18 protein-coding genes are annotated in these 20,379 nt (G+C 36.2%); 14 read left to right on the forward strand and 4 right to left on the reverse strand.

Annotation, left to right across the window (positions count from 1 at the left end; translation table 11 throughout):
• Positions 1–1,114 precede the first annotated feature (1,114 nt).
• Complete coding sequence (locus tag ACERII_RS17675) at positions 1,115–2,329, reverse strand: EAL domain-containing protein (RefSeq protein ID WP_373644086.1); 1,215 nt, start codon at positions 2,327–2,329, stop codon at positions 1,115–1,117.
• Between the two features lie 238 nt (positions 2,330–2,567).
• On the opposite strand from ACERII_RS17675, the gene ACERII_RS17680 reads away from it, so the two are divergent.
• A complete protein-coding gene (locus ACERII_RS17680) occupies positions 2,568–3,386 on the forward strand; it encodes an ion transporter (protein ID WP_373644087.1) in 819 nt (272 codons plus the stop codon).
• A gap of 333 nt (positions 3,387–3,719) precedes the next feature.
• On the opposite strand, the gene ACERII_RS17685 is transcribed toward ACERII_RS17680, so the two are convergent.
• Complete coding sequence (locus ACERII_RS17685) at positions 3,720–3,863, reverse strand: hypothetical protein (protein ID WP_373644088.1); 144 nt, start codon at positions 3,861–3,863, stop codon at positions 3,720–3,722.
• Positions 3,864–4,071: 208 nt separating this feature from the next.
• Between ACERII_RS17685 and ACERII_RS17690 the strand changes: the two genes are divergently transcribed.
• On the forward strand, positions 4,072–5,055 hold the full coding sequence (locus ACERII_RS17690) for a Gfo/Idh/MocA family protein (protein ID WP_373644089.1): 984 nt from the start codon (positions 4,072–4,074) through the stop codon (positions 5,053–5,055).
• Positions 5,056–5,150: 95 nt separating this feature from the next.
• On the opposite strand, the gene hprK is transcribed toward ACERII_RS17690, so the two are convergent.
• Positions 5,151–6,092 (reverse strand): HPr(Ser) kinase/phosphatase, encoded by a 942-nt coding sequence (hprK, locus tag ACERII_RS17695; RefSeq protein ID WP_373644090.1) that lies wholly within the window; start codon positions 6,090–6,092, stop codon positions 5,151–5,153.
• A gap of 316 nt (positions 6,093–6,408) precedes the next feature.
• Between hprK and ACERII_RS17700 the strand changes: the two genes are divergently transcribed.
• Together ACERII_RS17700 and ACERII_RS17705 are read left to right on the forward strand one after the other, a co-directional pair.
• Positions 6,409–6,639, forward strand: coding sequence for a hypothetical protein (locus ACERII_RS17700; RefSeq protein ID WP_373644091.1), 231 nt, complete (start codon positions 6,409–6,411; stop codon positions 6,637–6,639).
• A 110-nt stretch (positions 6,640–6,749) separates the two neighbouring features.
• Positions 6,750–7,313 carry a DUF4334 domain-containing protein gene (locus ACERII_RS17705; protein WP_373644092.1) on the forward strand — a complete coding sequence of 188 codons (564 nt, stop codon included), beginning with the start codon at positions 6,750–6,752 and terminating at the stop codon, positions 7,311–7,313.
• A gap of 81 nt (positions 7,314–7,394) precedes the next feature.
• Here ACERII_RS17705 and ACERII_RS17710 read toward each other — a convergent pair whose 3' ends face one another.
• Entirely contained in the window at positions 7,395–7,595 is a 201-nt protein-coding gene (locus ACERII_RS17710) for a hypothetical protein (protein ID WP_373644093.1), read from the reverse strand.
• 175 nt (positions 7,596–7,770) lie between these two features.
• Between ACERII_RS17710 and ACERII_RS17715 the strand changes: the two genes are divergently transcribed.
• From ACERII_RS17715 to ACERII_RS17760, 10 genes are all read left to right on the forward strand, one after another.
• Positions 7,771–8,529 carry an exodeoxyribonuclease III gene (locus ACERII_RS17715; RefSeq protein WP_373644094.1) on the forward strand — a complete coding sequence of 253 codons (759 nt, stop codon included), beginning with the start codon at positions 7,771–7,773 and terminating at the stop codon, positions 8,527–8,529.
• 17 nt (positions 8,530–8,546) lie between these two features.
• Positions 8,547–9,197: a 7-cyano-7-deazaguanine synthase QueC gene (gene queC, locus ACERII_RS17720; RefSeq protein ID WP_373644095.1), complete on the forward strand. Its 651-nt coding sequence runs from the start codon at positions 8,547–8,549 to the stop codon at positions 9,195–9,197.
• Between the two features lie 711 nt (positions 9,198–9,908).
• Positions 9,909–11,108, forward strand: coding sequence for a Gmad2 immunoglobulin-like domain-containing protein (locus ACERII_RS17725; protein WP_373644097.1), 1,200 nt, complete (start codon positions 9,909–9,911; stop codon positions 11,106–11,108).
• 282 nt (positions 11,109–11,390) lie between these two features.
• On the forward strand, positions 11,391–11,516 hold the full coding sequence (yjcZ, locus tag ACERII_RS17730; RefSeq protein ID WP_373644098.1) for a sporulation protein YjcZ: 126 nt from the start codon (positions 11,391–11,393) through the stop codon (positions 11,514–11,516).
• Positions 11,517–11,544: 28 nt separating this feature from the next.
• Positions 11,545–11,682, forward strand: a complete 138-nt coding sequence (locus ACERII_RS17735; protein ID WP_373644099.1) for a hypothetical protein — start codon at positions 11,545–11,547, stop codon at positions 11,680–11,682.
• Between the two features lie 173 nt (positions 11,683–11,855).
• Positions 11,856–12,014, forward strand: a complete 159-nt coding sequence (locus ACERII_RS17740; RefSeq protein ID WP_373644100.1) for a hypothetical protein — start codon at positions 11,856–11,858, stop codon at positions 12,012–12,014.
• A gap of 58 nt (positions 12,015–12,072) precedes the next feature.
• Positions 12,073–12,186, forward strand: a complete 114-nt coding sequence (locus tag ACERII_RS17745) for a DUF6254 family protein (RefSeq protein ID WP_373644101.1) — start codon at positions 12,073–12,075, stop codon at positions 12,184–12,186.
• Positions 12,187–13,455: 1,269 nt separating this feature from the next.
• A complete protein-coding gene (locus ACERII_RS17750; RefSeq protein WP_373644102.1) occupies positions 13,456–14,004 on the forward strand; it encodes a DJ-1/PfpI family protein in 549 nt (182 codons plus the stop codon).
• A gap of 792 nt (positions 14,005–14,796) precedes the next feature.
• The gene (locus ACERII_RS17755; RefSeq protein WP_373644103.1) at positions 14,797–17,412 is read left to right on the forward strand and encodes a hypothetical protein; all 2,616 of its coding nucleotides are present in this window, start codon (positions 14,797–14,799) and stop codon (positions 17,410–17,412) included.
• A gap of 146 nt (positions 17,413–17,558) precedes the next feature.
• Positions 17,559–20,186, forward strand: a complete 2,628-nt coding sequence (locus ACERII_RS17760) for a fibronectin type III domain-containing protein (RefSeq protein WP_373644104.1) — start codon at positions 17,559–17,561, stop codon at positions 20,184–20,186.
• Positions 20,187–20,379 lie beyond the last annotated feature (193 nt).

The following is a 20,379-nucleotide window of genomic DNA, read 5'->3' on the forward strand; positions in this document are numbered from 1 at the left end:
AACAACAAAACTATAGTAGAACAAAAAATAATTTAGCTTACTAGGTTGAGCCATTTCTTTTTATAGGGGCTACCCTGAAAATACGTGTTATCAATTAGTGGTTAACTTATCTAGTATTGCTAACTTTGTTGTTTTATATTCCATTCGCTACAGTCTACTCCTTTCCTGTGGGGAGCTGGCAAGCCTCCTCGATCGCAAGCGATCTGCGGGGTCTCGCCTCTGCTCTACTTTCCCACTGGAATCCGTAGACTTACGCTCATTCCATATATAGTTGATGTTACTAAAACTTCTAATAACGCATTTTCGTTCACCATGGTGCAAATTTTCACTTGCATGGAAGTCTACCCTGAAAATACGTGTTATTAAGAGTGCAAAAACTAACTAGTTTTAACAACTTTGTTGGAATGTATTCCATTCGCTGCTGCCCACTCCCTTTCCTGTGGGGAGCTGGCTAGCCGTCCTCGAGCTAAAGCTCTGCGGGGTCTCGCCCCTGCTCTGCCTCCCACTGGAGTTCCGTGGGCATTCGCTCATTCCATCGGAAGTTAATGTTACTAAAACTTCTAATAATGTATTTTCATTCGTCATGGTGCAAATTTCTCACTTGCATGGAAGTCTGAAAATACGTGTATCAGAATATCAAGTGATACTAACTTTGTTGGATTGTATTCCATTCGCTACAGTCTGCTCCTTTCCTGTGGGGAGTTGCCGAGCCACCTCCTCGACTTCGTCGCTACGGTGTCTCGCCCCTACTCTGCTTCCCACTGGAGTTCGCAGACTTCCGCTCATTGCATATATAGTTCAATGTACTAATAACATTAAACAAGCGTATTTTCATGCCCATGGTGCGATTTTTTTTATTGGCATCGGTGTCTACCCAGAAAAAACACGTTATTAGCGGACTCAAACTATCAAGTTTTAACAACAACTTTGTAGGATAGTATTCCATTCGCTTTCCTAGGGTAGCTTGTCTGGAACGCTTTTCCCACAAGACTTTGAATAAGCTTCCCTAAAAGGCACCGCACGCAGTTAAATTCAATCGAATTTTTCAAGGAGTCTCGCACCTTATGTAAAAATCAACAATGACAAATATCAACATTGTTCTTTAGCATAGCCTTTATAGCAAACCATCTTGTTCATATAAAAAAGAATATGGAACATCGATAAATAGAAACAAACCGCTCTCTAGTGGATAAGAGTATGTGCGAATCATTTCATCCTTTTCGATATCTGTGTATAAGTCAGACAAAATTCCGCGTTTGTCAAAATTCATCCTCACTATATTCTCAATGAAGTATGGACGCCAACTCCAATTTTTTTGACGACTTTCTTTTTCCAACTTCCAATTTCCTTCCGGAGTTTTAATTGCATTTGATGATTGTTGAAATCCATCATGGTCGCAAATATATACCCTAAAAGTAAATGGAGATAACGATTTGGCTATTTGTAGTACAATTTCATCATAATCTTTTGCTAGATTCATTGTTTTAACTGTACTTTTTAATACGGTACTGAGCTTTTCCGTCAATGATATCTGCGCTTCAATTTTTTTTCGTTCATGTTCGATAAATCGGTGAAATTCTTTTTTTATCATATGTTTAGAAAAATCAGGCTGTACAAACGATGCGTTTGGTCTCCCAAGATAGAATCCTTGATAATATCGAGCTCCGTTTCTCCATGCGAAGTTTAGTTTAGAATAGTTGTCAATACCTTCAAATAATAGGGTGGAACCAAGTTTTCTAGTTAACAGTGATAACGAATAAAGAACATCACGGTATAGTTCAGGCAAAGTATCTCCTTCTAAAAAACCAACATTAACTTTAACAATATTAGGGTTTAGGTTAGCTAATCTCTCTAAATTGGTTGAACTAATCCCTACATCACCAATAGCAACATTGACACCAGTGCTTTGTACATATGTAATAAAGTGTTTTATATCTGTAAAGTTTGTAGCATAATCTTTTTCTTTCACCTCTAATATGACTTTGTTTAAGGAAAGACCTTTGTTCTCGTAGGAAATGAGTTTTTCCATAAAACTGTCACCTTCATCCCTTAATAGCGAGTGGATATTTATATTTAGAACCAGGTATAAATCTGGGTGTTCTAAAAATGTATCTAGAGCAATCGTATGAACATGAGTGTCTATTTCATCACGATATTCTTCAGGGATCGAATCATCATTAAAAAAAGATCCAAGACTTTGTGGACCGTTTTTCGTATTCATTCTAGCGAATACTTCATATCCAACAACAATTTGTTTGTCTGCACTAATAATTGGCTGATAATATGGTACAATTTGGTCTTTATTTATGAGAATATCCAATGGATCCATTAAGTGACACCTCCAACATCTTAAACAAGAGATACCCTTTATTATATCATAGCAAGGAAAAAAAGTTGACTTTCGGTCAACCTACCGCGTTTTTTTTACTATAACGATCATAGTAATAGAAAAAATGATTTTATGTTTAATTAAGGTTTTGCAGTTTTCTCTATAATATAGTAATTTAAATAAATGATATAATAATATAAAAAGTATATTAATAGAAGAGGAAAGTGACTTTAGAATTATGGAAAATAATAATAGCATCGATTCAAACAATAAAAGCTCTTTAAAAGAAAGAATTAGAAAAATAGTAGAACACCCAAATTTCCAACCCATTATTATAGGCATCATTCTATTGAATGGACTTATTATTGTTGCTGAAACTTATTTTGCGGGTAATTCTTTATTGTTAACCCTAGATAAAATAATAGTTTGGATATTTGTAATTGAATTACTTCTCAAAGTGATAGGGCTAGGTTATAAAGGATATTTTTCGGACAAATGGAATATATTCGATTTTAGTATTGTTTTAGCAAGTTTTGTGTTCTATGCCACACCTTTTGTAAGTGTCCTAAGATTAGTGAGAGTGCTACGTTTAATCAGGATGATTCCTGCAATCCCTGCACTTAGAAAAATAATCGACTCACTTATGAAATCTGTTCCAGCTTTAACGGGAATTTTAGGTTTGTCCATCTTGTTATTTTCCATTTATGCCATCATAGGAACAACATTTTTTAGTGAAGTACTTCCTTATGAGTTTTTTGGTAGTTTTCACACTTCGCTCTTCACATTAATGCAGGTAGTAACGTTCGAATCTTGGGCAAGTCAGGTGGCAAGACCAGTTATTCACGAGATACCTTGGGCTTGGGCTTACTTTGTATCCTTTATTATTATAGGAGCATTAGTTATATTAAACCTTGTAGTAGCGGTGATTTTAAGTTACTTAGGCCAAGATGATGAAGTTATTCGTCAAGAGCAGATGGATCGTTTATATAAGGAGAATGAAGATTTAAAGAAAGATATTCAAGAAATTAAACAAATACTACTTGATGGAAAAAAATAAGAAACTACGTTAAAAAAACGCTAGAATATACTTCTAGTCGAAAGTAACCCTAAAGTACCTAATGATGTAACAATAAAGAAGAGGCTGGGCCAAAAGTGTTTTCATCAAAGAGAAATCCAAACGAAATGATTCTTGGTATACTATTCGCTGCAGAAATATACTTCGCTTTCCGCGGGCGGCTGGTGAGCCGCCGAGCGCTTAAGCACTCTTGGGGTCTCACCCTTGCCTTTTGATCCCGCCGGAGTCTTCGTATATTTCCTCCGCTACGGTTCCCTATCGTTCGTTTTTTCAATGTTACAATTCGTTATGTCCCAGCCTCCATACTCCAACATGTTAGTTATATTGACGATTACGATTTCGGTTATCTCTGCCTCTCATAAGAGCGGCTGCTGCAGTTGTTCCTACGCCAAACCCTATGACGGACATCATGACACGATTTCTATCGCCATTTACGTTGTTTCGACCAGACTTAAACATTGTAACATCCCCTTAGGTTGTATTGTCTATTGGACGAAGCAAAAAAATCACATGTACTGTGGAGTACGCTGTTGAAAATAATTCAACATTTATTAATATGGAATCAAACATCTAGGAATAAACATGTTTTATTTTCCAATGTCACCTTACTGTAGAATGGGTGGAAATCTTTATCGATTACGATTATGTAGAAAAAGGAGAAATGTTAATGTCTAAATTACATATTGGAATTATTGGTTTAGGCGCTGTTGGTGAGCGTCTTATAAAAGCTTTTGAACAACGAGATGACATTGTTTTAGCTGCATTTTGTGATACATCAAAAGAGCGCTTGACGGAAATGGCTTCTATATATGATGTAGATCAAATGTATACCAATTATGAAGATCTTCTTAAGAATAATATGATTGATGCTGTTTATATAGCTGTTCCACCGAAATTTCATGAACAAATTGTTTTAGATACCATTAAAGCAAATAAACATATTCTATGTGAGAAACCACTTGCAAATTCAGTAGAAGAAGCGAGAAATATGCTTGCTGCTGTAAGAAAGTCGTCTAATCTTATTCATGCTATGCACTTCCCATTAAATTATCAAGCTAGCTTAATACACTTTGAGAAATTAATCAAGGAAGGTTTTATTGGTGATTTAAGAAGAATAAATGTAAAGCTTCATTTTCCTCATTGGCCACGTTTGTGGCAGCAAAACGAATGGGTTGCTAGCCGGGAACAAGGGGGATTTATCTTAGAGGTTGGAGTTCATTGGATACAAGTGATTCAACGTGTGTTTGGGAAAGTTGTAGCAGTTAGATCAAGACTACAATTTCCAGAAGATCCAGAAGCTTGTGAAACAAGTATCGTTGCTGAGATGAAGCTAGAGGATGGAACGGTAATTCTTGTTGATGGGATTAGTAATATATCAGGTGAGGAACATTTAGAATTTGCCGCATACGGCACAAATTCAACATTAAAGCTTATCAACTGGAGAGATCTAGTGGGTGGGGAAAATGGAAAATCACTAACTAGTTTGGATGATTTGAATATTGTTCCCAAATCACTTATTGATGAATTTGTTAATTCCATTCAAGGGTATGATGCAGAATTGTACGGTTTTAATGTAGGGTATGAAGCACAAATTGTTCTTGAAGCACTAAGATACCCGGAGCATGACGGATGGCAGGAACTAAAATATTAATAGAAAAAAGTGCCTAACCCTTTAGGGTTGGCACTTTTAGATTGTTGAAAGCAAGCCGTGTACAGTTCTTAGTCCGATTGAGGCAACTGTCACTTTCATTTATCAGAGTCAGAGGCCTCGATTTCAAGCTCTATTCTCCGCATAAATTCTTCAGCAGCGCTATAACCTTGCTGTTTTAAAATCCAATTATGAACAGCAGCTTCAATGAGTCCTGCTACGTCGCGTCCAGGCTGAACTTGGATTTCAATAGAAGGAATACTAACTCCCATGTACTCTGAAAATTGAAGTTCATGATCTAACTCATTATTTAAATCATCTTTTTCCCACTTGCTTAGAGTGATATCAAGGGAGATTCTCGTTTCTTCTTGGAATGCTTTTTGCCCATATAATCGAACCACATTAAGTAAGCCGATACTACGCAGTGCCAGAAATTCTTTCGTTTTTTCATCGTGAGTTCCTAGTAATGTGTTTGGGCTAATTTTTTTCAAGACAACAATATCGTCAGCTACTAGTCGATGTCCACGCCCAATTAGTGTATGAGCAGTTTCACTCTTACCCACGCCAGATTTACCTCGAAGTAATATGCCGATCCCAGAAACATTCACACAGACGCCGTGGATAGAAATTTCGGGTGCTAATACATTCGATAAGTAGGATTCTATTTTGGCAATATATTCAGTAGTGCTATTTTCAGGATTTTGCGTTATCAATAATGGTATTTCTTCTTCTAAGCAATGATGCTTTAAGTATGTAAGTCCTTCTTCTTCTGCCGTTACAATAAAACAAGGGGGATGATAGTGTACAATATTTCCAATTCTCATTTTCCGTTCTTCATGACTCAGTTTATGTAAATAAGTAACTTCTTTTCTTCCTAAGATTTGTATTCTTTGTGTTGGAAAGAATTCAAAATAACCAACAAATTCTAGTCCAGGTCGATGAACTCGAGTTCTTGTAATGTTTTTGTGTAAATGTTTTTCTCCCGCCAGTACTTTTAACGAAAACCTTTTAGCTAAATCTGCCACTGTAATTTTCTTCATTTTATCTCCCCATCTCCATTACAATCTATAATTTTTATCTGATGTGTTTCCTTTTCAATAATAAATCGAAAATAAGCGTTATCTCTATTACTAATAAGATACCACAAAAATAACAACGTAATTATTTAGATTTATAGAATTTACAAATAAAGAGACATATAATAAAAAAAGTATTCGGAAAAATTCATAAAATATTACTAATTAGGGGCTTGAAACGGGTAAATATAAGTGGATTGTTTAAGTCTATTGGTATATTTACATGAAGATAGCTAAATCTATATACGTAAATAATATTAGGTAAAAGGAGTTTTCAACTTTGAAACAATACAACATATATAACATGATAATAGATAATGAAGTGGAAGGGATTGAAGAAGAAGTAAGTGCTTATTTTAATCATAAAAAGAAAGACTATTGTATTACTTTTAACAAAGCTGATCTTGAAATTATTAATTGCTGGGTATTTGATAATACCCATTCGCTTCCAGCAACTATATCTGAGGACATCATTGAATCAATTAGAGAAGATGTGAAGAATAGAATCTAAGTTTGATAAATAGGAAAGTAGCTGTGTTGAGTACGTAAATCATGAAGTAATTCACTATTGTGTCAATGATTCTGAGGTGAAAGACTTGATTGTTTGGGGGAGAAGGACTAGTGGACCATCGACATACATTATATGAGATGAGAAAGAAAGGGAATATTTCACAAACAGCAGCTTTTGATTTTTTTGATCAACTAGATAGTGTAGATATAGACTTTATGATAGGTTTATGGAGAGGGAGAGAATTTAAATCAAACCACCCGATGGATGGACTATTAGAATCAGTTAATTGGTATGGAAAGGAATTTATTGATGCTGAGACCGTTCACCCACTTGTTTTTCAAAAAGAAGACGGGGAACTTTATAAAATAAATCCAGGTCCACTACCATTACACTTTCCTTTTGAGAAAATACCTAAATCGCTTTTAAAGTCATTGTTTACTTTTGCTGCCCCGTTAATAAGAACCAATAAAGGAAAAGCAAGACTTCGAATGCTAGAATATAGAGGAGTTGTAAGTGCAACGATGATTTACGATCAGCATAGCGTTTATGATACCTTTAGAAGAGTAGATCAAAATACGGTGTTAGGAGTGATGGACTTGAAAGGAAAAACAGATCAAGGGTACTTTTTTATACTAGAAAGAACAAAGTCAAATCAAATAAAATATAGCACATAAAAAAGTAAACTACATATGTTAAAAATTCCGACTCCACTTTCTTTGTAGAGAAAAGTGGAGTCGAATAATATTGTCTTAATTTCATTTTTTAAGAGTAGAAGATTTGTTTTTGGTTTTGGTTTTTTCTCTTTCCTCACGTTCTTCTAGTCTTACATCTTCCAATGGAATGGGGTCCACATGAACTTGACTATCAAACTTATCAAAAATACTCTCCTCTTCTGTGGGGAATTGCTCCGGATGGTCAGTTTTGGACTTCTTTCTAACTCTTTTTTCGTTAGACATAAGATCACCTCTTATAATGCTTGTACCCGAATGTAATACGTTAAAACATTCGACTTTTATAATGAATAAAGGAGTAAATTCTGGAAACAGTTATCTAGGTTTGTTTTCTTGTAATTTATGAAAAATGTTCGATATACTTAAAATCATCTTGTGAAACGAAGGGAACTAGTAGATTATGAAACTTATTTCATGGAATGTGAATGGAATTCGCGCCTGTGTAAAAAAAGGCTTTACTGATTATTTTAAACAAGAAGATGCTGATATCTTTGCCATACAAGAATCGAAGTTACAAGAAGGTCAGATAGAACTGGAACTAGAAGGCTATGAACAATTTTGGAATTATGCAGAGAGAAAAGGGTATTCAGGCACTGCCGTTTTTACAAAGATAAAACCTCTTTCCGTTAAATATGGTATTGGAAAAGAAGAACATGATACAGAAGGTCGAGTGATTACGCTAGAGTTCGAATCCTTCTACTTTGTTACTGTTTATACTCCAAATTCGAAACGAGATCTTACAAGATTAGAATACAGATTAACTTGGGAAGATGATATTCTTGCGTACATAAGAATATTGGATGAGAAAAAGCCAGTAATTTTATGTGGAGATTTAAACGTAGCACACCAGGAAATTGATTTGAAAAATCCTGTATCCAACAAAAATAATTCTGGTTTCACAGAACAAGAAAGAGGAAAAATGACGGATTTTCTAAGTTGTGGCTTTGTTGATTCTTTTAGACATTTGAAGCCAGCTGAAGAAGGAGCTTATACTTGGTGGTCATACATGAATAAGGTGAGAGAACGAAATATTGGATGGAGAATTGACTATTTTATCACGTCTGATAGATTAAAAGAGTCCATTATTTCCTCGGAAATTCATGCGAATGTACTTGGTAGTGATCATTGTCCTGTTGCATTGGAGATTTCAATTTCATAAAGTTGGAGGTGATATTGATGAAAAATGAAAAAGCGGTGGTTGTATTTAGTGGTGGACAAGACAGTACGACTTGCCTGTTCTGGGCATTGGAGAATTTCAAGGAAGTGGAGACTGTAACTTTTAACTATAATCAGCGCCATAAGCTAGAAATTGAGGTTGCGGAATCAATTGCAAAGAAACTCAATGTTAAACATACGATACTAGATATGTCGTTACTCAATCAGCTGGCACCAAGTGCATTAACTCGTAGTGATATTGATATTGAACAAAAAGAAGGGGAGCTTCCTTCTACATTTGTAGAAGGACGAAACCTACTGTTCCTTTCCTTTGCTACGATATTGGCTCGACAGGTTGGGGCAAAGCATATTGTCACAGGTGTATGCGAAACAGATTTTAGTGGATATCCTGACTGTAGAGATGTGTTTATAAAATCATTGAATGTCACATTAAATTTATCAATGGATGATCAATTTGTGATTCATACTCCGCTTATGTGGTTAGATAAGTCGGAAACATGGGAATTGGCTGATAAACTAGGTGCGTTTGATTTTGTTCGAAACGAAACTCTTACTTGCTATAATGGAATTATTGCAGATGGTTGTGGTGAGTGTCCAGCTTGTGTTCTGAGAAAAAGAGGATTAGAACAATTCCTAAGTAGGAAACAGTAGAAAGAGGATGGAGAGACTAAAAAGGAAAGGGAGAGTTGCATGAAGTAACCATTTCCTTTCCTTTTATTGAGGGGGAGAAAAGTTCTGTGTCTAGAATCGGGAGGAGGACAACAAGGATCATTTTTGGCAGCTGCAGGGGCAGACCTTTAGAAAACTTATGAGTGGTTGCATTACTACAAAGGCGTTAAAACTATAGTTATTTTTGCTATATGGAGGAAGGTGTCGTACTCTTATTACATTTCGCTGTAGCTAAGGGACAGGCACCTTTTTACACTTTTTCTATATGTAAATAAGCGAAAGCATCAAGAAAGTATATATTAAAACAGCCACTTAAAAAAGTTTGCGATGATTCTAGGGAAGAAAAACAGAATATCAATAAGGAAATCAAACCAAAGCCAAGTAGAATCGTTCCTTTTACTTTTTTTCATCTCGATACCTCCTTCTAGTCCTCGATTTTTTATACGAATAAAATGCTATTTGGTTTCAAGTATTTTTTATAGATTTAAAATTAGGCGTGACCTTTTTTTATATACAACGTCTTACTAGATGTAGGAGGAACATTCACATATCTACAAAAGCGGCTTCTTACATGTCGTTTACTAATCATAAGTAAAGAAGTTAATCGAGCCCTATACCTAACACTCTATAAAAAATTGATTGTGAATAAAACTGTTTTTCCTGTGTTTTATAAAAGAATAGGGAGGTTTTATGATGGAAATGTTTAAGAAGGTAAGTCTTCTGTTTGTTGTTTGTACATCTCTTCTCATTGCTTGTAATCAGAATACAACAGAAGATTCTCTTCAAAATAACGAATCGGGAGAACAAGAAGAGCCATTAAATGAAAATGAGGATCATGAGAACGAAAGAACAGGTGAGGGATCGTTAGATGATCAAGATATCGGTTCAGATGATCGAGAAATAGTGCTTGAAAACGATGCTTTTAAAATCTTTCATCCGGATCCAAACTCAGAAGTGGATAATTTAGTTACTGTTCAAGGTCTAGCAAGAGTTTATGAAGGTACTGTACAATATGAATTAGAAGATGGACACTTTATTTATGCTAGTGGACATACGACCGCAAATAGTGGGGCCCCAAACTGGGGAGAATTTGAAGTTACTATTGATTTAAGTGACGTACCAAATGGCTCAGCAACTCTTTTCCTTTTTGAAGAAAGTGCAGATGATGGTTCAAGACAGAATGAGCTGAACATTCCATTGAATGTGAAAAAGGATCAAGATTCCAATAATGATACAGATATAGTTCTAGAAAATGATGCAATTAAAATTTTCTCGCCAGCTCCTCATGCTGAGGTAGAAAATCAAGTGATCGTGAAAGGCGTTGCAAGAGTGTTCGAAGGAACATTACAGTATGAATTAGAAGATGGGCATTACATTCTAGCTAGTGGATTTACGACTACATCTGCAGGTGCTCCCGAATGGGGGGAGTTTGAAATCGTCATTGATATCGATTTTGTGTCCAATCAATCTGCCACCATTATTTTATTTGAGGAGAGTGCAAAAGACGGCTCTCGAATAAATGAGTTGTACATCCCGCTAACTGTCGGGAAGGATCAATACGATCAGGAAGAAGTTGTAGTTGAGAATACAGCATTTAAAATATATACTCCTGCACCATACTCAGAGGTCACTAATCAAGTACTTGTACGAGGTGCAGCGAGAGTATTTGAAGCAACATTTCAATACGAGATTGAAGACGGTCACAATGTTTTAGCAAGTGGATATTCTATTGCTACTGATGGTGCCCCAGAATGGGGAGAATTTGAGATTGTCATTGATTTTGATGAAAAAGAAGTAACAAATGATTCGTTAACGCTTATATTATTTGAGGGAAGTCCAAAAGATGGCTCAAGAATCAATGAGTTAATTGTTCCTCTTAAAGTAAATAAATAATATATCATAGCGGTAGTTTAGTTTGAAGGGAATCTTTACAGCTCTCTCAATCATGTAATGTGTGGGTTTTTACTTCAGTTTTAAGGAGAACGCGCTGAATTTATTTCGTTTTTTCAGTGCGTTTTCTTTGTTTTAAATATGGAATAGTACTTTTCTGTTACCATCAACATACTTGAACTTCCGTTATTCATCTGTTTTTAAAAAGTAGGACAATTCCCTTTCATATATAGATTATAGAATGGAAAAAAGATGCACTCCAATAATGAATGAGGAGGTTTTATAATGATTCAAGCAACAAAAGGTTTTGGCGGGTTCGCATTTGTTGTGGTTATCTTCGTCCTTCTGATTATTGTAGGAGTGAAACATGCACCCATTCCTTTTCTTTCACATATAGTAACCTCGGTGTGAGAATAACAAAAGGAAGGAAGTATAAACAATGAAGAAAAATCAAGGAATTACATTAACAAAAAAAGATTTACAAACAGTAGGAAACGGATATAAAGTCATTAAATCAGAAGTGACCATATCAACTGAAAACCTATATGCTGTTTGCACTCCTATCAGAAATAAATAAGAGAGTTATATTAGAAAAGGACCGTCTTTTATACTACATAGGAAAGATGGTCTTTTTTGATTATAAAAAGTTATGTTCCTTTCATTTTTATAAGATCCCATATTTCTTCCATGCATATTCATTCTCATTTAAGAAAAAACTGATGATGAATGATTTAAAAGGAGGGAAATAGTATGGCAAGAGGTAAGAGTTTAAATCATAAGAAAAAAAGCCACCCTGGAGCATTTCCAAAAGGAAGTGAAGAAAAAGAAGCAAAAGAAAGAACATCTGAGATAGAGGAATATTTAGGAACGCATGAAGCATTTAAAAATCGTATCAACACGGAAGAATAGTCAATGAAACAGAGTTAGTTTAGCTATGAAAGTTAACAGGAAAGGGAGTAGAAGGTAGATGAGTCAATCTAAATCACAGGAAGATCGTCAATTTAGAGCTCGTAAAGAAGCACAAAATCCCCATGGCAAGGTAAAATCATATAAAACACTCGCCAAAGAGGCAAAAAAATGAAAAATAGATGTTGAAGTTTTTCAAAACATAAGCAGCTATTCCTATGAATGGCTGTTTTATTAAGGGAAGTAATTGCGAAGAGTAAGTATTAAAACGTTCAATAAATGTTCAAATTAATGATTCCTCTCATGGGTTATAATATAAATAGAAAGAGATAAAGTAGTTAACGCCATAGGTGACTCAACCATCTATGTTGGTTCCGTTAAGAAATATGAAAAACGTAAACCAATGAAAGCTAATTTGTTAATAGAAAATCTTTAACACAAATTAGTACGGGCAAGAAGTCCATGGATGAATGAGTAACCAAGCAAATACCAAAATAATTGAAAGTGCTTTATATTTGAGGCGCTTCATTGTATCGTGATGTATGGTAAATGTAATTTCGTGTAGGTGATAGAAGAAACGAAAGGAATTTCATTTAAATTACGGAACGAACAAGCATCACGAAGTAGTAGAGTTTTAATTATCCGCTATTAGGTACGTATTATTGAAAATAGTGGTAGTGATGATAAGTATGGTTGAGTCTCCTAAGGTGTTAACCAAGAAAATCTAGCTTTTATTAGCTAGGTTTTTTTTTTTGAAAGATAAGTATAAATTTTTTGGACTGTGAAATTTGTCTAGCTCCAGGCGCCATGACCTCGTGTCAAATAACCTGGACGATGAAAATTAATAACACTTTTTATGTCTAGCTACATCCGCTATCTGCTGTGAAAAATAACCTTCCAGTTAGAAAAGTAGAAAGCACTTTTCAACTGAAAGAACATTTTTCTTCGCAGATATGCAAGCGGATTAAGCTTTTCGTTCGTCCAGAACATTTGCATTTCGGTCCTGAGAGGGCGCCTTGCGCTTTTTCTTATCTAAACGACCGAAGGATCAGAATCATTACAAATACGTAGTAACACATAGAAGAGGCTGGGACATAACGAAAGTGTAACATTGAAAAAACGAACGATAGGTAACCTTAGTGGAGGAAATATACGAAGACTCCGGCGGGATCAAAAGGCAAGGGTGAGACCCCAAGAGTGCTTAAGCACTCGGCGGCCCACCAGCCGCCCGCGGAAAGCGAAGTATATTTCTGTAGCGAATAGTATACCAAGAATCATTTCGTTCGGATTTCTCTTTGGTGGAAACACTTTTGTCCCAGCCTCTTTGTTTGTTTTTTAGAGAAAGTATGTAACTTAAAGTTACTGCACATAACCAAACGAAAGTAGAAGTATGGTCGGATTATCGATAGAATAGAGAGTAACTATTTTAATAAGAGGTGAGTTTATGAAAAAAATCGGTTTTATCGTTTATGATGGGTTTGCAATTTGGCAAGTTGGGCTACTGCAAATGTTTTTAAAGCAGGATGGATATGAGATAGAGACAATTTCAATAAATGGTGGCTTAATTTCTACTGATGGAGGACTGCAAGTTAACTCTGATCCATTAGCAGAGAAAGATCCAAAAAGCTATGATTTGCTATTAATGGCTGGAGGAGAGATTAATGAAAAGTTATTAGAAAATAACATGATAACTAATTTTCTCCAAAGCTATGAGGGGCTTATTGCAGCAAGTTGTGCATCTTCCTTATTAGTAGGAGCTGCAGGTCTATTAGATTGTGAATACACAGCAATGCCACATCTAAATGCTATTTATACAGAGTTTTATGCAGATGGTGATTATGTGGATAAAGATATCTGTGTAGCAGACAGGGTTATAACTAGTAGAGGACATGCCCACTATGATTTCATGATAGCTGTTTTAGAAAAGCTAGGAATCACAAAGAATGACCCTAAGCTGTATAAGTTAGCGTTAAAGCTTTCGAAAAATCAATAAAATCATCCTAGTAAAAAAGTTACAAATTTCATATAAAATGAAGTTGCCTACCTCATGATATTAGGAGGGGGCATTTTTGTTTTACCACATATAGTTAAAAGTTATACCAAAATATGGTTATAGATTAGTGGTTCGAAAGTATGATAACGCTTTCAATCGTAAGTAAATAGTACCGTTTTACACCAATAACCTTCGTGGGAGTTTCGAACCGTTTTTCAGGTATTGTTGTTTTTTGATATATTTTTAACATTTTTATATTAAAAAAAGTTACATGTCCAAATATAATGGGGGTATCCAAAAGATCGGTTCAATGTTCTAAATGTTGAATGTTACTGATCGAAAATAATAAAAGTTTTTTCTTCGATATTTTTATTTTTATACTCCATGAAAGCTATCACATCTTTGTATACTAGATTAAGCTTCCATTCATTATTCCCAAATAATTATTTAAATAGTTTTGTATGCAAACAGTAAATAGAAGAATTCTTTTTACATTCTATTTACTGGTTCTTGTATAAATACCTTGAGTATATGGAGGTGGTTATTAATTAATTTAATTAAGTAAGAGAGAAGCTTTGTTACTTTGAAAAACTTTTTTTTCGACCTACGAATGAGATAAGAAAGTTTCATGACTCTCATTTAAGATTTTTTGTAAGCGTTATCGTGGTTGTTGTGAGTTTAGTAATTTGAGTAGCTACTACATAAGGCGATAGACATCATAATGTTACTCAAAAATCAGTAGAGCACTATGTATTTCATTATCCAAGAATAAAAATCATTGGAGGAGATTTCATGGTACGGAAAAAACTATCAATCTTTATGGTTTTAGTAATGATATTTTCATTGTTTTCCACAAGCGGTATATCAGCAAATAGTGGAACATCGGAGGAAGAACGCCCACATTTACGGTTTGACTTTGGAACAGAAACAAGTTCTGTACAAGGAGGACATACGAAGGTATCTGATTTAACTGGATATACAAGTGAGAGAGGATATGGGTTTGCTGAAGTAAGAGAAGGTTACTCCGATGATCAGATTGATGATTTACGAAGAGATTTCATTCTATCTTTTCAACATACTTTTTACGTAGATTTACCAAATGGGGATTATGATCTTGTTATTGTTACAGGATCGAATTGGGATTTTGATACGACAACTTACTTCCTGCAAGGTGCAAGAGGTGATGAAAACCAACGTGGGGGATACCCAACCCAGGCAGGGAACTTTAATGCTTATGAGGATTCTGTAACGATAACAGATGGACAACTTGATATTTACTTTGAAGGTGCATGGGCACGAGTAAATGGTATTGAGATTTATGAAGCGGGATCAGATGAAGCTCTTCATAAATTTGACTTTGGAACACCTGATAGTCCAGCAGCAGAAGGGTATACAAAAGTTCCTCATACCATGGTTTACGATAGTGAGAGAGGATTTGGATTAGACGCACCAGCTGGTTCTAGAGACCAGGCAAACAACTTAACAAGAGATTTTGTCATCGCTGGAGACAATAGTTTCCTAGCAGATGTGCCGAATGGACATTATCGAGTTGCAATTACTACTGGTGCAGAACGAGATGAAAATGTCACAAGCTACTCTATTCAAGGTGGAGATGTAAAAGGTGGAGATGTTACAGGTCCACGTCAATATAGAACATACGAGGAGATAGTCGAAGTTACAGATGGACGATTAGTTATTGATTTCTTTGATGATTCTCGAATTAATGCCGTAGAAATTGTACCAGTTTTAATGATTACTAGTTTAGAAATATCAGATGTAACACTAGGCTTGGATTCTTCTGTTAGCTTAAGCTGGGATAGCATGGATGCAGCTATATCTTATAATGTGTACCGAATTGCGGAAGGAGAAGACCGTTTTACTCAAATTGGTAATACGTCTGAAACAAGCTATACAGACGAAGTTCCTGAAATAGGCTATACGTACACATATGCAGTGACCCCGGTACCTAGTTTTAATATTGAAACAGTGAGAAGTAATGAAGTAGTAGTATCGATGATTGATGAATCTGTAAAAGCTCCACGCAATCCTGTTAGAGTAAAACTTGATAATGTAGTAGTAGAAGAGGAAGTAACTTTCTCATGGAACAAAGTAAATCAGGCTGATCTTTACTATGTATATCGAACTCGCTTCCATGAAGGCCAAATTCCTAATGTGGAAGAATCTTTTGAGAAAATAGGTGTAACGGATGAATTAACATTCACAGATGATAATATATATTCATCCAACCCTTACTATTATGCTGTAAGAGCTGTAAATGCAGGGGGAATGTCGAAGGCTTCTAAGATGATTGGAGCGCAAGAAAGAGAAGAATCAAAAGAAAAAACATATGGTGTTGGGCCTTTTGATGCACAAGTAATTCAAACTGGTAATGGATGGAGAGCTATTAACCGTGGAGTTGTTTACTCGGGAGATGACATGTTAGAAGCGATGCAAGCGGCTGTAGATAGCCTAACTCCAGGTCGGACTACCCAAGAAAAGGTAATTGTTCGTGGTTCTGGAACAATCCCAGGAGATAAGTCTCTTGATATACCAAGTCATACATCTTTTGAGATTGATGGAACGATTCATGTAGAAGGAACTGGAGAAGGATTTAGCTATGGAAATCAAACTGCTGCAGTGCGTATTATGCATGCAGAGAATGTATCCATTCCAAAATTAAATGTGACGGGAACACCAAACTTCGGTATTTTTGTACGTACATCTGAAGATCTTCACTTTGGTCAAATCGATCTTCGCTTAGATGGAGGCCTTGGTTTCCGTATTGATAGTCGAGATGATGACACAGTTTATGGAGTTAAAAACGTTCGTATTGATAATGTGTACGTTTCTGGAACAAGTGACCATGGTGTGGAAACATATGGAGTGGACGGTATTACCATCGGGAAAGTTACAGCGGTAGATACTGGATACGCTGGTATTTTGCTAAATGATACGATTAATGCGGAAGTTGACAGAGTGTATGGATTTGGAGCGGGAACTGGTACTGGTTATGCCGCATTCCGTATGGCAAATCGAAATGGTAACATCGACGATGAATACTCTCACAATATTTTTGTAGGTGAAGTAATTGCTCGTGGTGGCGGTAGAGGAATCTTCAGTGTATCTCGAAGTGGTGGTGCAGTTATTGATCGTGTCGACATTAAGAACACTGGAAACAATGCCATGTTAATAGAGAACAGTTTCAACATTCAATTTAATGGTGGTGTAGTTGAGGGGCCAAGTGGAATTCGTCTTGCAGCGCGTGCTGATATGCCACAAACAAGAGATATTTTTATGAAAGACTTAACGTTGATTGATTCTTCGATTCTTGAAAACCCTTGTGGACCAAACAATGTGTTTGAAAATATTACGTTAGTTAATAGTACGATAAATGTTTGTAATCAGTAAAAATTTGTAAAAAGGAAAATTACTTGTATCATACTGAGGGAAAGAAGAAGCTGGCTTTTCAATTAGGGTTCCAGCCTTCTCTTCCCTAAGTTATGTTCTAATTACATTAGTTATCTTGATGAAAATAAAATAGTGGAGGTTTTTTCATGGTTCGTAAAAAGCTAGCAATTTTTATGGTTTTAGTAATGATATTTTCTTTGTTTTCAACTAGTGGTCTAGCAGCGAATACAAGTTTTTCAGATAACGAAGATGAAATGCTTCACTTAAAGTTTGACCTTGGTACAGATTCAAGCCCAGTAGCAGAGGGATATACAAAAGTATCTCAATCAACCTTGTATTCTAGTGATAGAGGGTATGGGTTTGAAAATGTAGCTGATAGTCGAGACCAAGGAGGTCCAACAGATTTACTGAGAGACTTTGTTATTGCTAGTGGAAACACTTTTATGGTTGATTTACCAGTTGGTGAGTATGAGATTGAAATTGTTACAGGATCTCAAAATGATGTGAACCGCACAAATTATACCCTTCAAGGTGGGGACATCAAAGGTGGAGATCGAACTGGTGGAGGGGAGTTTATCACTTACGAGGATACTTTCACTGTATTTGATGGACAATTAGAAGCTAGTTTTTCTAATGAATGGGCTCGTATTAATGCCATTGAAATCGTTCAAATTTCTGGTGAAGCTCCAGAACCAACAGAACCAGAAGAATCTCCTTTCCTATTGTTTGACTTTGGTAACGGTCCAACAGCAGAAGGGTATTTACAGGTTTCAAACAATCTGATTTATAATGAAGATAGAGGTTATGGAATTAATAAATCTGTTGCAGAAAGAGATCGTGGAGCACCAGACGATATAAGAAGAGACTTTCTTATTGATGGAAATTTTGAATTTATGGTAGACCTACCTGACGGTGAGTATTTTATCCGAATTATTGCTGGTGATAATATTGCTTTTAATCGTTCTAGTTTTGTTGTGGAAGGAGAGCACCTTGGGAGCTTTACTTCTAACTCGGGGCAATTTGCTGAGGTGACACATACTACGACGGTTTCTGATGGGCAGTTAAATATTCAAATGGGTGATAATGGTCGAATTAATGGCTTAGAAATTATGCCTGTTGCACAGATTGATAGTTTGGAAGTGTCAGAACTATCTTTTTCTCCAGAAACATATGTGGGCTTAAGTTGGGAACCACATGATTCTGCGGAAAGCTATAATGTACACCGAAAAGAAGAGGGGCAAGGGAATTTCACCCGTATAGGAAATACTTCTGAAACTAACTTTATTGATAATACAGTGGAATTAGGAAATACGTACACCTATGTAGTGACATTTCTAACGGATCTTGGAGTAGAATCTGCTTTTAGTAATGAAGTAGAAGTTTCTGTTAGCGATGACTCTGTTCCTGCTCCTTTTAGTCCTAGTGAGTTAAGCATTGATGAGTTAGTAGTGGAAGAGGAAGTAACATTCTCATGGAATGAAAACGATGATGCTTTACTTTATTACGTCTATCGTACACGCTATAATCCAGAACATTTTCCTAACGGGGAAGTTTTCGAGAGAGTAGGCGTTACAAATGAAGCGACGTTTACAGATCAAGACATTTTCTCTCCTAATCCCTACTATTATGTTGTAAGGGCAGTGAATGAAGGTGGGATTTCTAATGATTCAGAGGTTTTAGCAGTCCAACCGAGAGAGAAGTCAGAGACATTCTATGGGAAAGGCCCATTTCATGCACAAGTCCTACAGACTGGTGACAAGTGGAGAGTAATTAACCGTGGAGTTGTGTATGTTGGTGACGATATGCTTGACGCGATGCAAGCGGCGGTAGACAGCTTAACTCCTGGTCGTACGAAGCAAGAGAAAGTAATAGTTCGTGGTTCTGGAACAATTCCAGCGAATCGTTCACTTGAATTACCGAGCCATACTTCTTTTGAAATTGATGGAACAATACATGTTGAGGGTATTGACGAAGATTTTGATTATGGAAATCATAATGCAGCTGTACGTATTAGACATGCGGAGAATGTGTCCATTCCGAAATTAAATGTAACAGGTAGCCCGAACTTCGGAATTTTCGTACGTACATCCGAAGATATTCACCTAGGTCAAATCGATCTTCGCTTGGATGCGGGTCTTGGCATTCGTATTGATAGCCGTGACAATGATAACGTTTATGGAGTTCGTAATGTTCGCATTGATGATGTGTACGTTTCTGGAACAAGTGCACATGGAGTAGAAACATACGGAGTGGATGGTATTACTATTGGCACAGTAACAGCGGTTGATACTGGATACTCTGGTGTTTTGTTGAATGATACGATTAATGCTGAAGTAGGCATCGTCTATGGATATGGAGCTGGAACAGGAACTGGTTACGCTGCCTTCCGTATGGCGAATCGAAATGGTCATATCGATGATGACTACACTCACAATATTTTTGTAGGAGAAGTGGTTGCTCGTGGCGGTGGCCGAGGAATTTTCAGTGTCTCTCGTAGTGGCGGAGCTGTCATTGATCGTGTGGACTTAGCGAGAACTGGTGGTAATGCAATGCTTATCGAGAACAGCTACAACATTGCAATGAACGGTGGTGTAGTTGTAGGTCCAAGCGGAATCCGTATTGCAGCACGTAATGATATGCCAAACACAAGAGATATTTTAATGCAAAATCTAACTCTCCGTAATTCAGAAATTGTTGAGTCACCATGCGGAGATAACATGGAGTTCCGAAACATTACGTTAGAGAATAGTACAATGAACGTTTGTGGTCAGTAAGTAAAGTTAGTCTTGAATGATAAGAGAAGCTGGTGATCTCATGAGATCACCAGCTTCTTTTTTGATGTAAGTGAAAATGTAAACCATCGCGGAAGAAAATACGTTATAAAGTAGTTTTAGTACTGTGGGTCATTATATGGAATGAACGTAAGCCCCGAGACTCCAGTGGGAAGTAGAGCAAGGGCGAGACCTC

Origin of the sequence: Evansella sp. AB-rgal1 (assembly GCF_041820985.1) — a bacterium.
Classification (GTDB): domain Bacteria; phylum Bacillota; class Bacilli; order Bacillales; family Salisediminibacteriaceae; genus Evansella.

Coding starts and splice junctions, on each gene's coding strand:
- ACERII_RS17675 (WP_373644086.1), bottom strand. CDS start 2,329: ATGGATCCATTGGATATTCTCATAAATAAAGACCAAATTGTACCATAT.
- ACERII_RS17680 (WP_373644087.1), top strand. CDS start 2,568: ATGGAAAATAATAATAGCATCGATTCAAACAATAAAAGCTCTTTAAAA.
- ACERII_RS17685 (WP_373644088.1), bottom strand. CDS start 3,863: ATGTTTAAGTCTGGTCGAAACAACGTAAATGGCGATAGAAATCGTGTC.
- ACERII_RS17690 (WP_373644089.1), top strand. CDS start 4,072: ATGTCTAAATTACATATTGGAATTATTGGTTTAGGCGCTGTTGGTGAG.
- hprK (WP_373644090.1), bottom strand. CDS start 6,092: ATGAAGAAAATTACAGTGGCAGATTTAGCTAAAAGGTTTTCGTTAAAA.
- ACERII_RS17710 (WP_373644093.1), bottom strand. CDS start 7,595: ATGTCTAACGAAAAAAGAGTTAGAAAGAAGTCCAAAACTGACCATCCG.
- ACERII_RS17715 (WP_373644094.1), top strand. CDS start 7,771: ATGAAACTTATTTCATGGAATGTGAATGGAATTCGCGCCTGTGTAAAA.
- queC (WP_373644095.1), top strand. CDS start 8,547: ATGAAAAATGAAAAAGCGGTGGTTGTATTTAGTGGTGGACAAGACAGT.
- ACERII_RS17725 (WP_373644097.1), top strand. CDS start 9,909: ATGGAAATGTTTAAGAAGGTAAGTCTTCTGTTTGTTGTTTGTACATCT.
- yjcZ (WP_373644098.1), top strand. CDS start 11,391: ATGATTCAAGCAACAAAAGGTTTTGGCGGGTTCGCATTTGTTGTGGTT.
- ACERII_RS17735 (WP_373644099.1), top strand. CDS start 11,545: ATGAAGAAAAATCAAGGAATTACATTAACAAAAAAAGATTTACAAACA.
- ACERII_RS17740 (WP_373644100.1), top strand. CDS start 11,856: ATGGCAAGAGGTAAGAGTTTAAATCATAAGAAAAAAAGCCACCCTGGA.
- ACERII_RS17745 (WP_373644101.1), top strand. CDS start 12,073: ATGAGTCAATCTAAATCACAGGAAGATCGTCAATTTAGAGCTCGTAAA.
- ACERII_RS17750 (WP_373644102.1), top strand. CDS start 13,456: ATGAAAAAAATCGGTTTTATCGTTTATGATGGGTTTGCAATTTGGCAA.
- ACERII_RS17755 (WP_373644103.1), top strand. CDS start 14,797: ATGGTACGGAAAAAACTATCAATCTTTATGGTTTTAGTAATGATATTT.
- ACERII_RS17760 (WP_373644104.1), top strand. CDS start 17,559: ATGGTTCGTAAAAAGCTAGCAATTTTTATGGTTTTAGTAATGATATTT.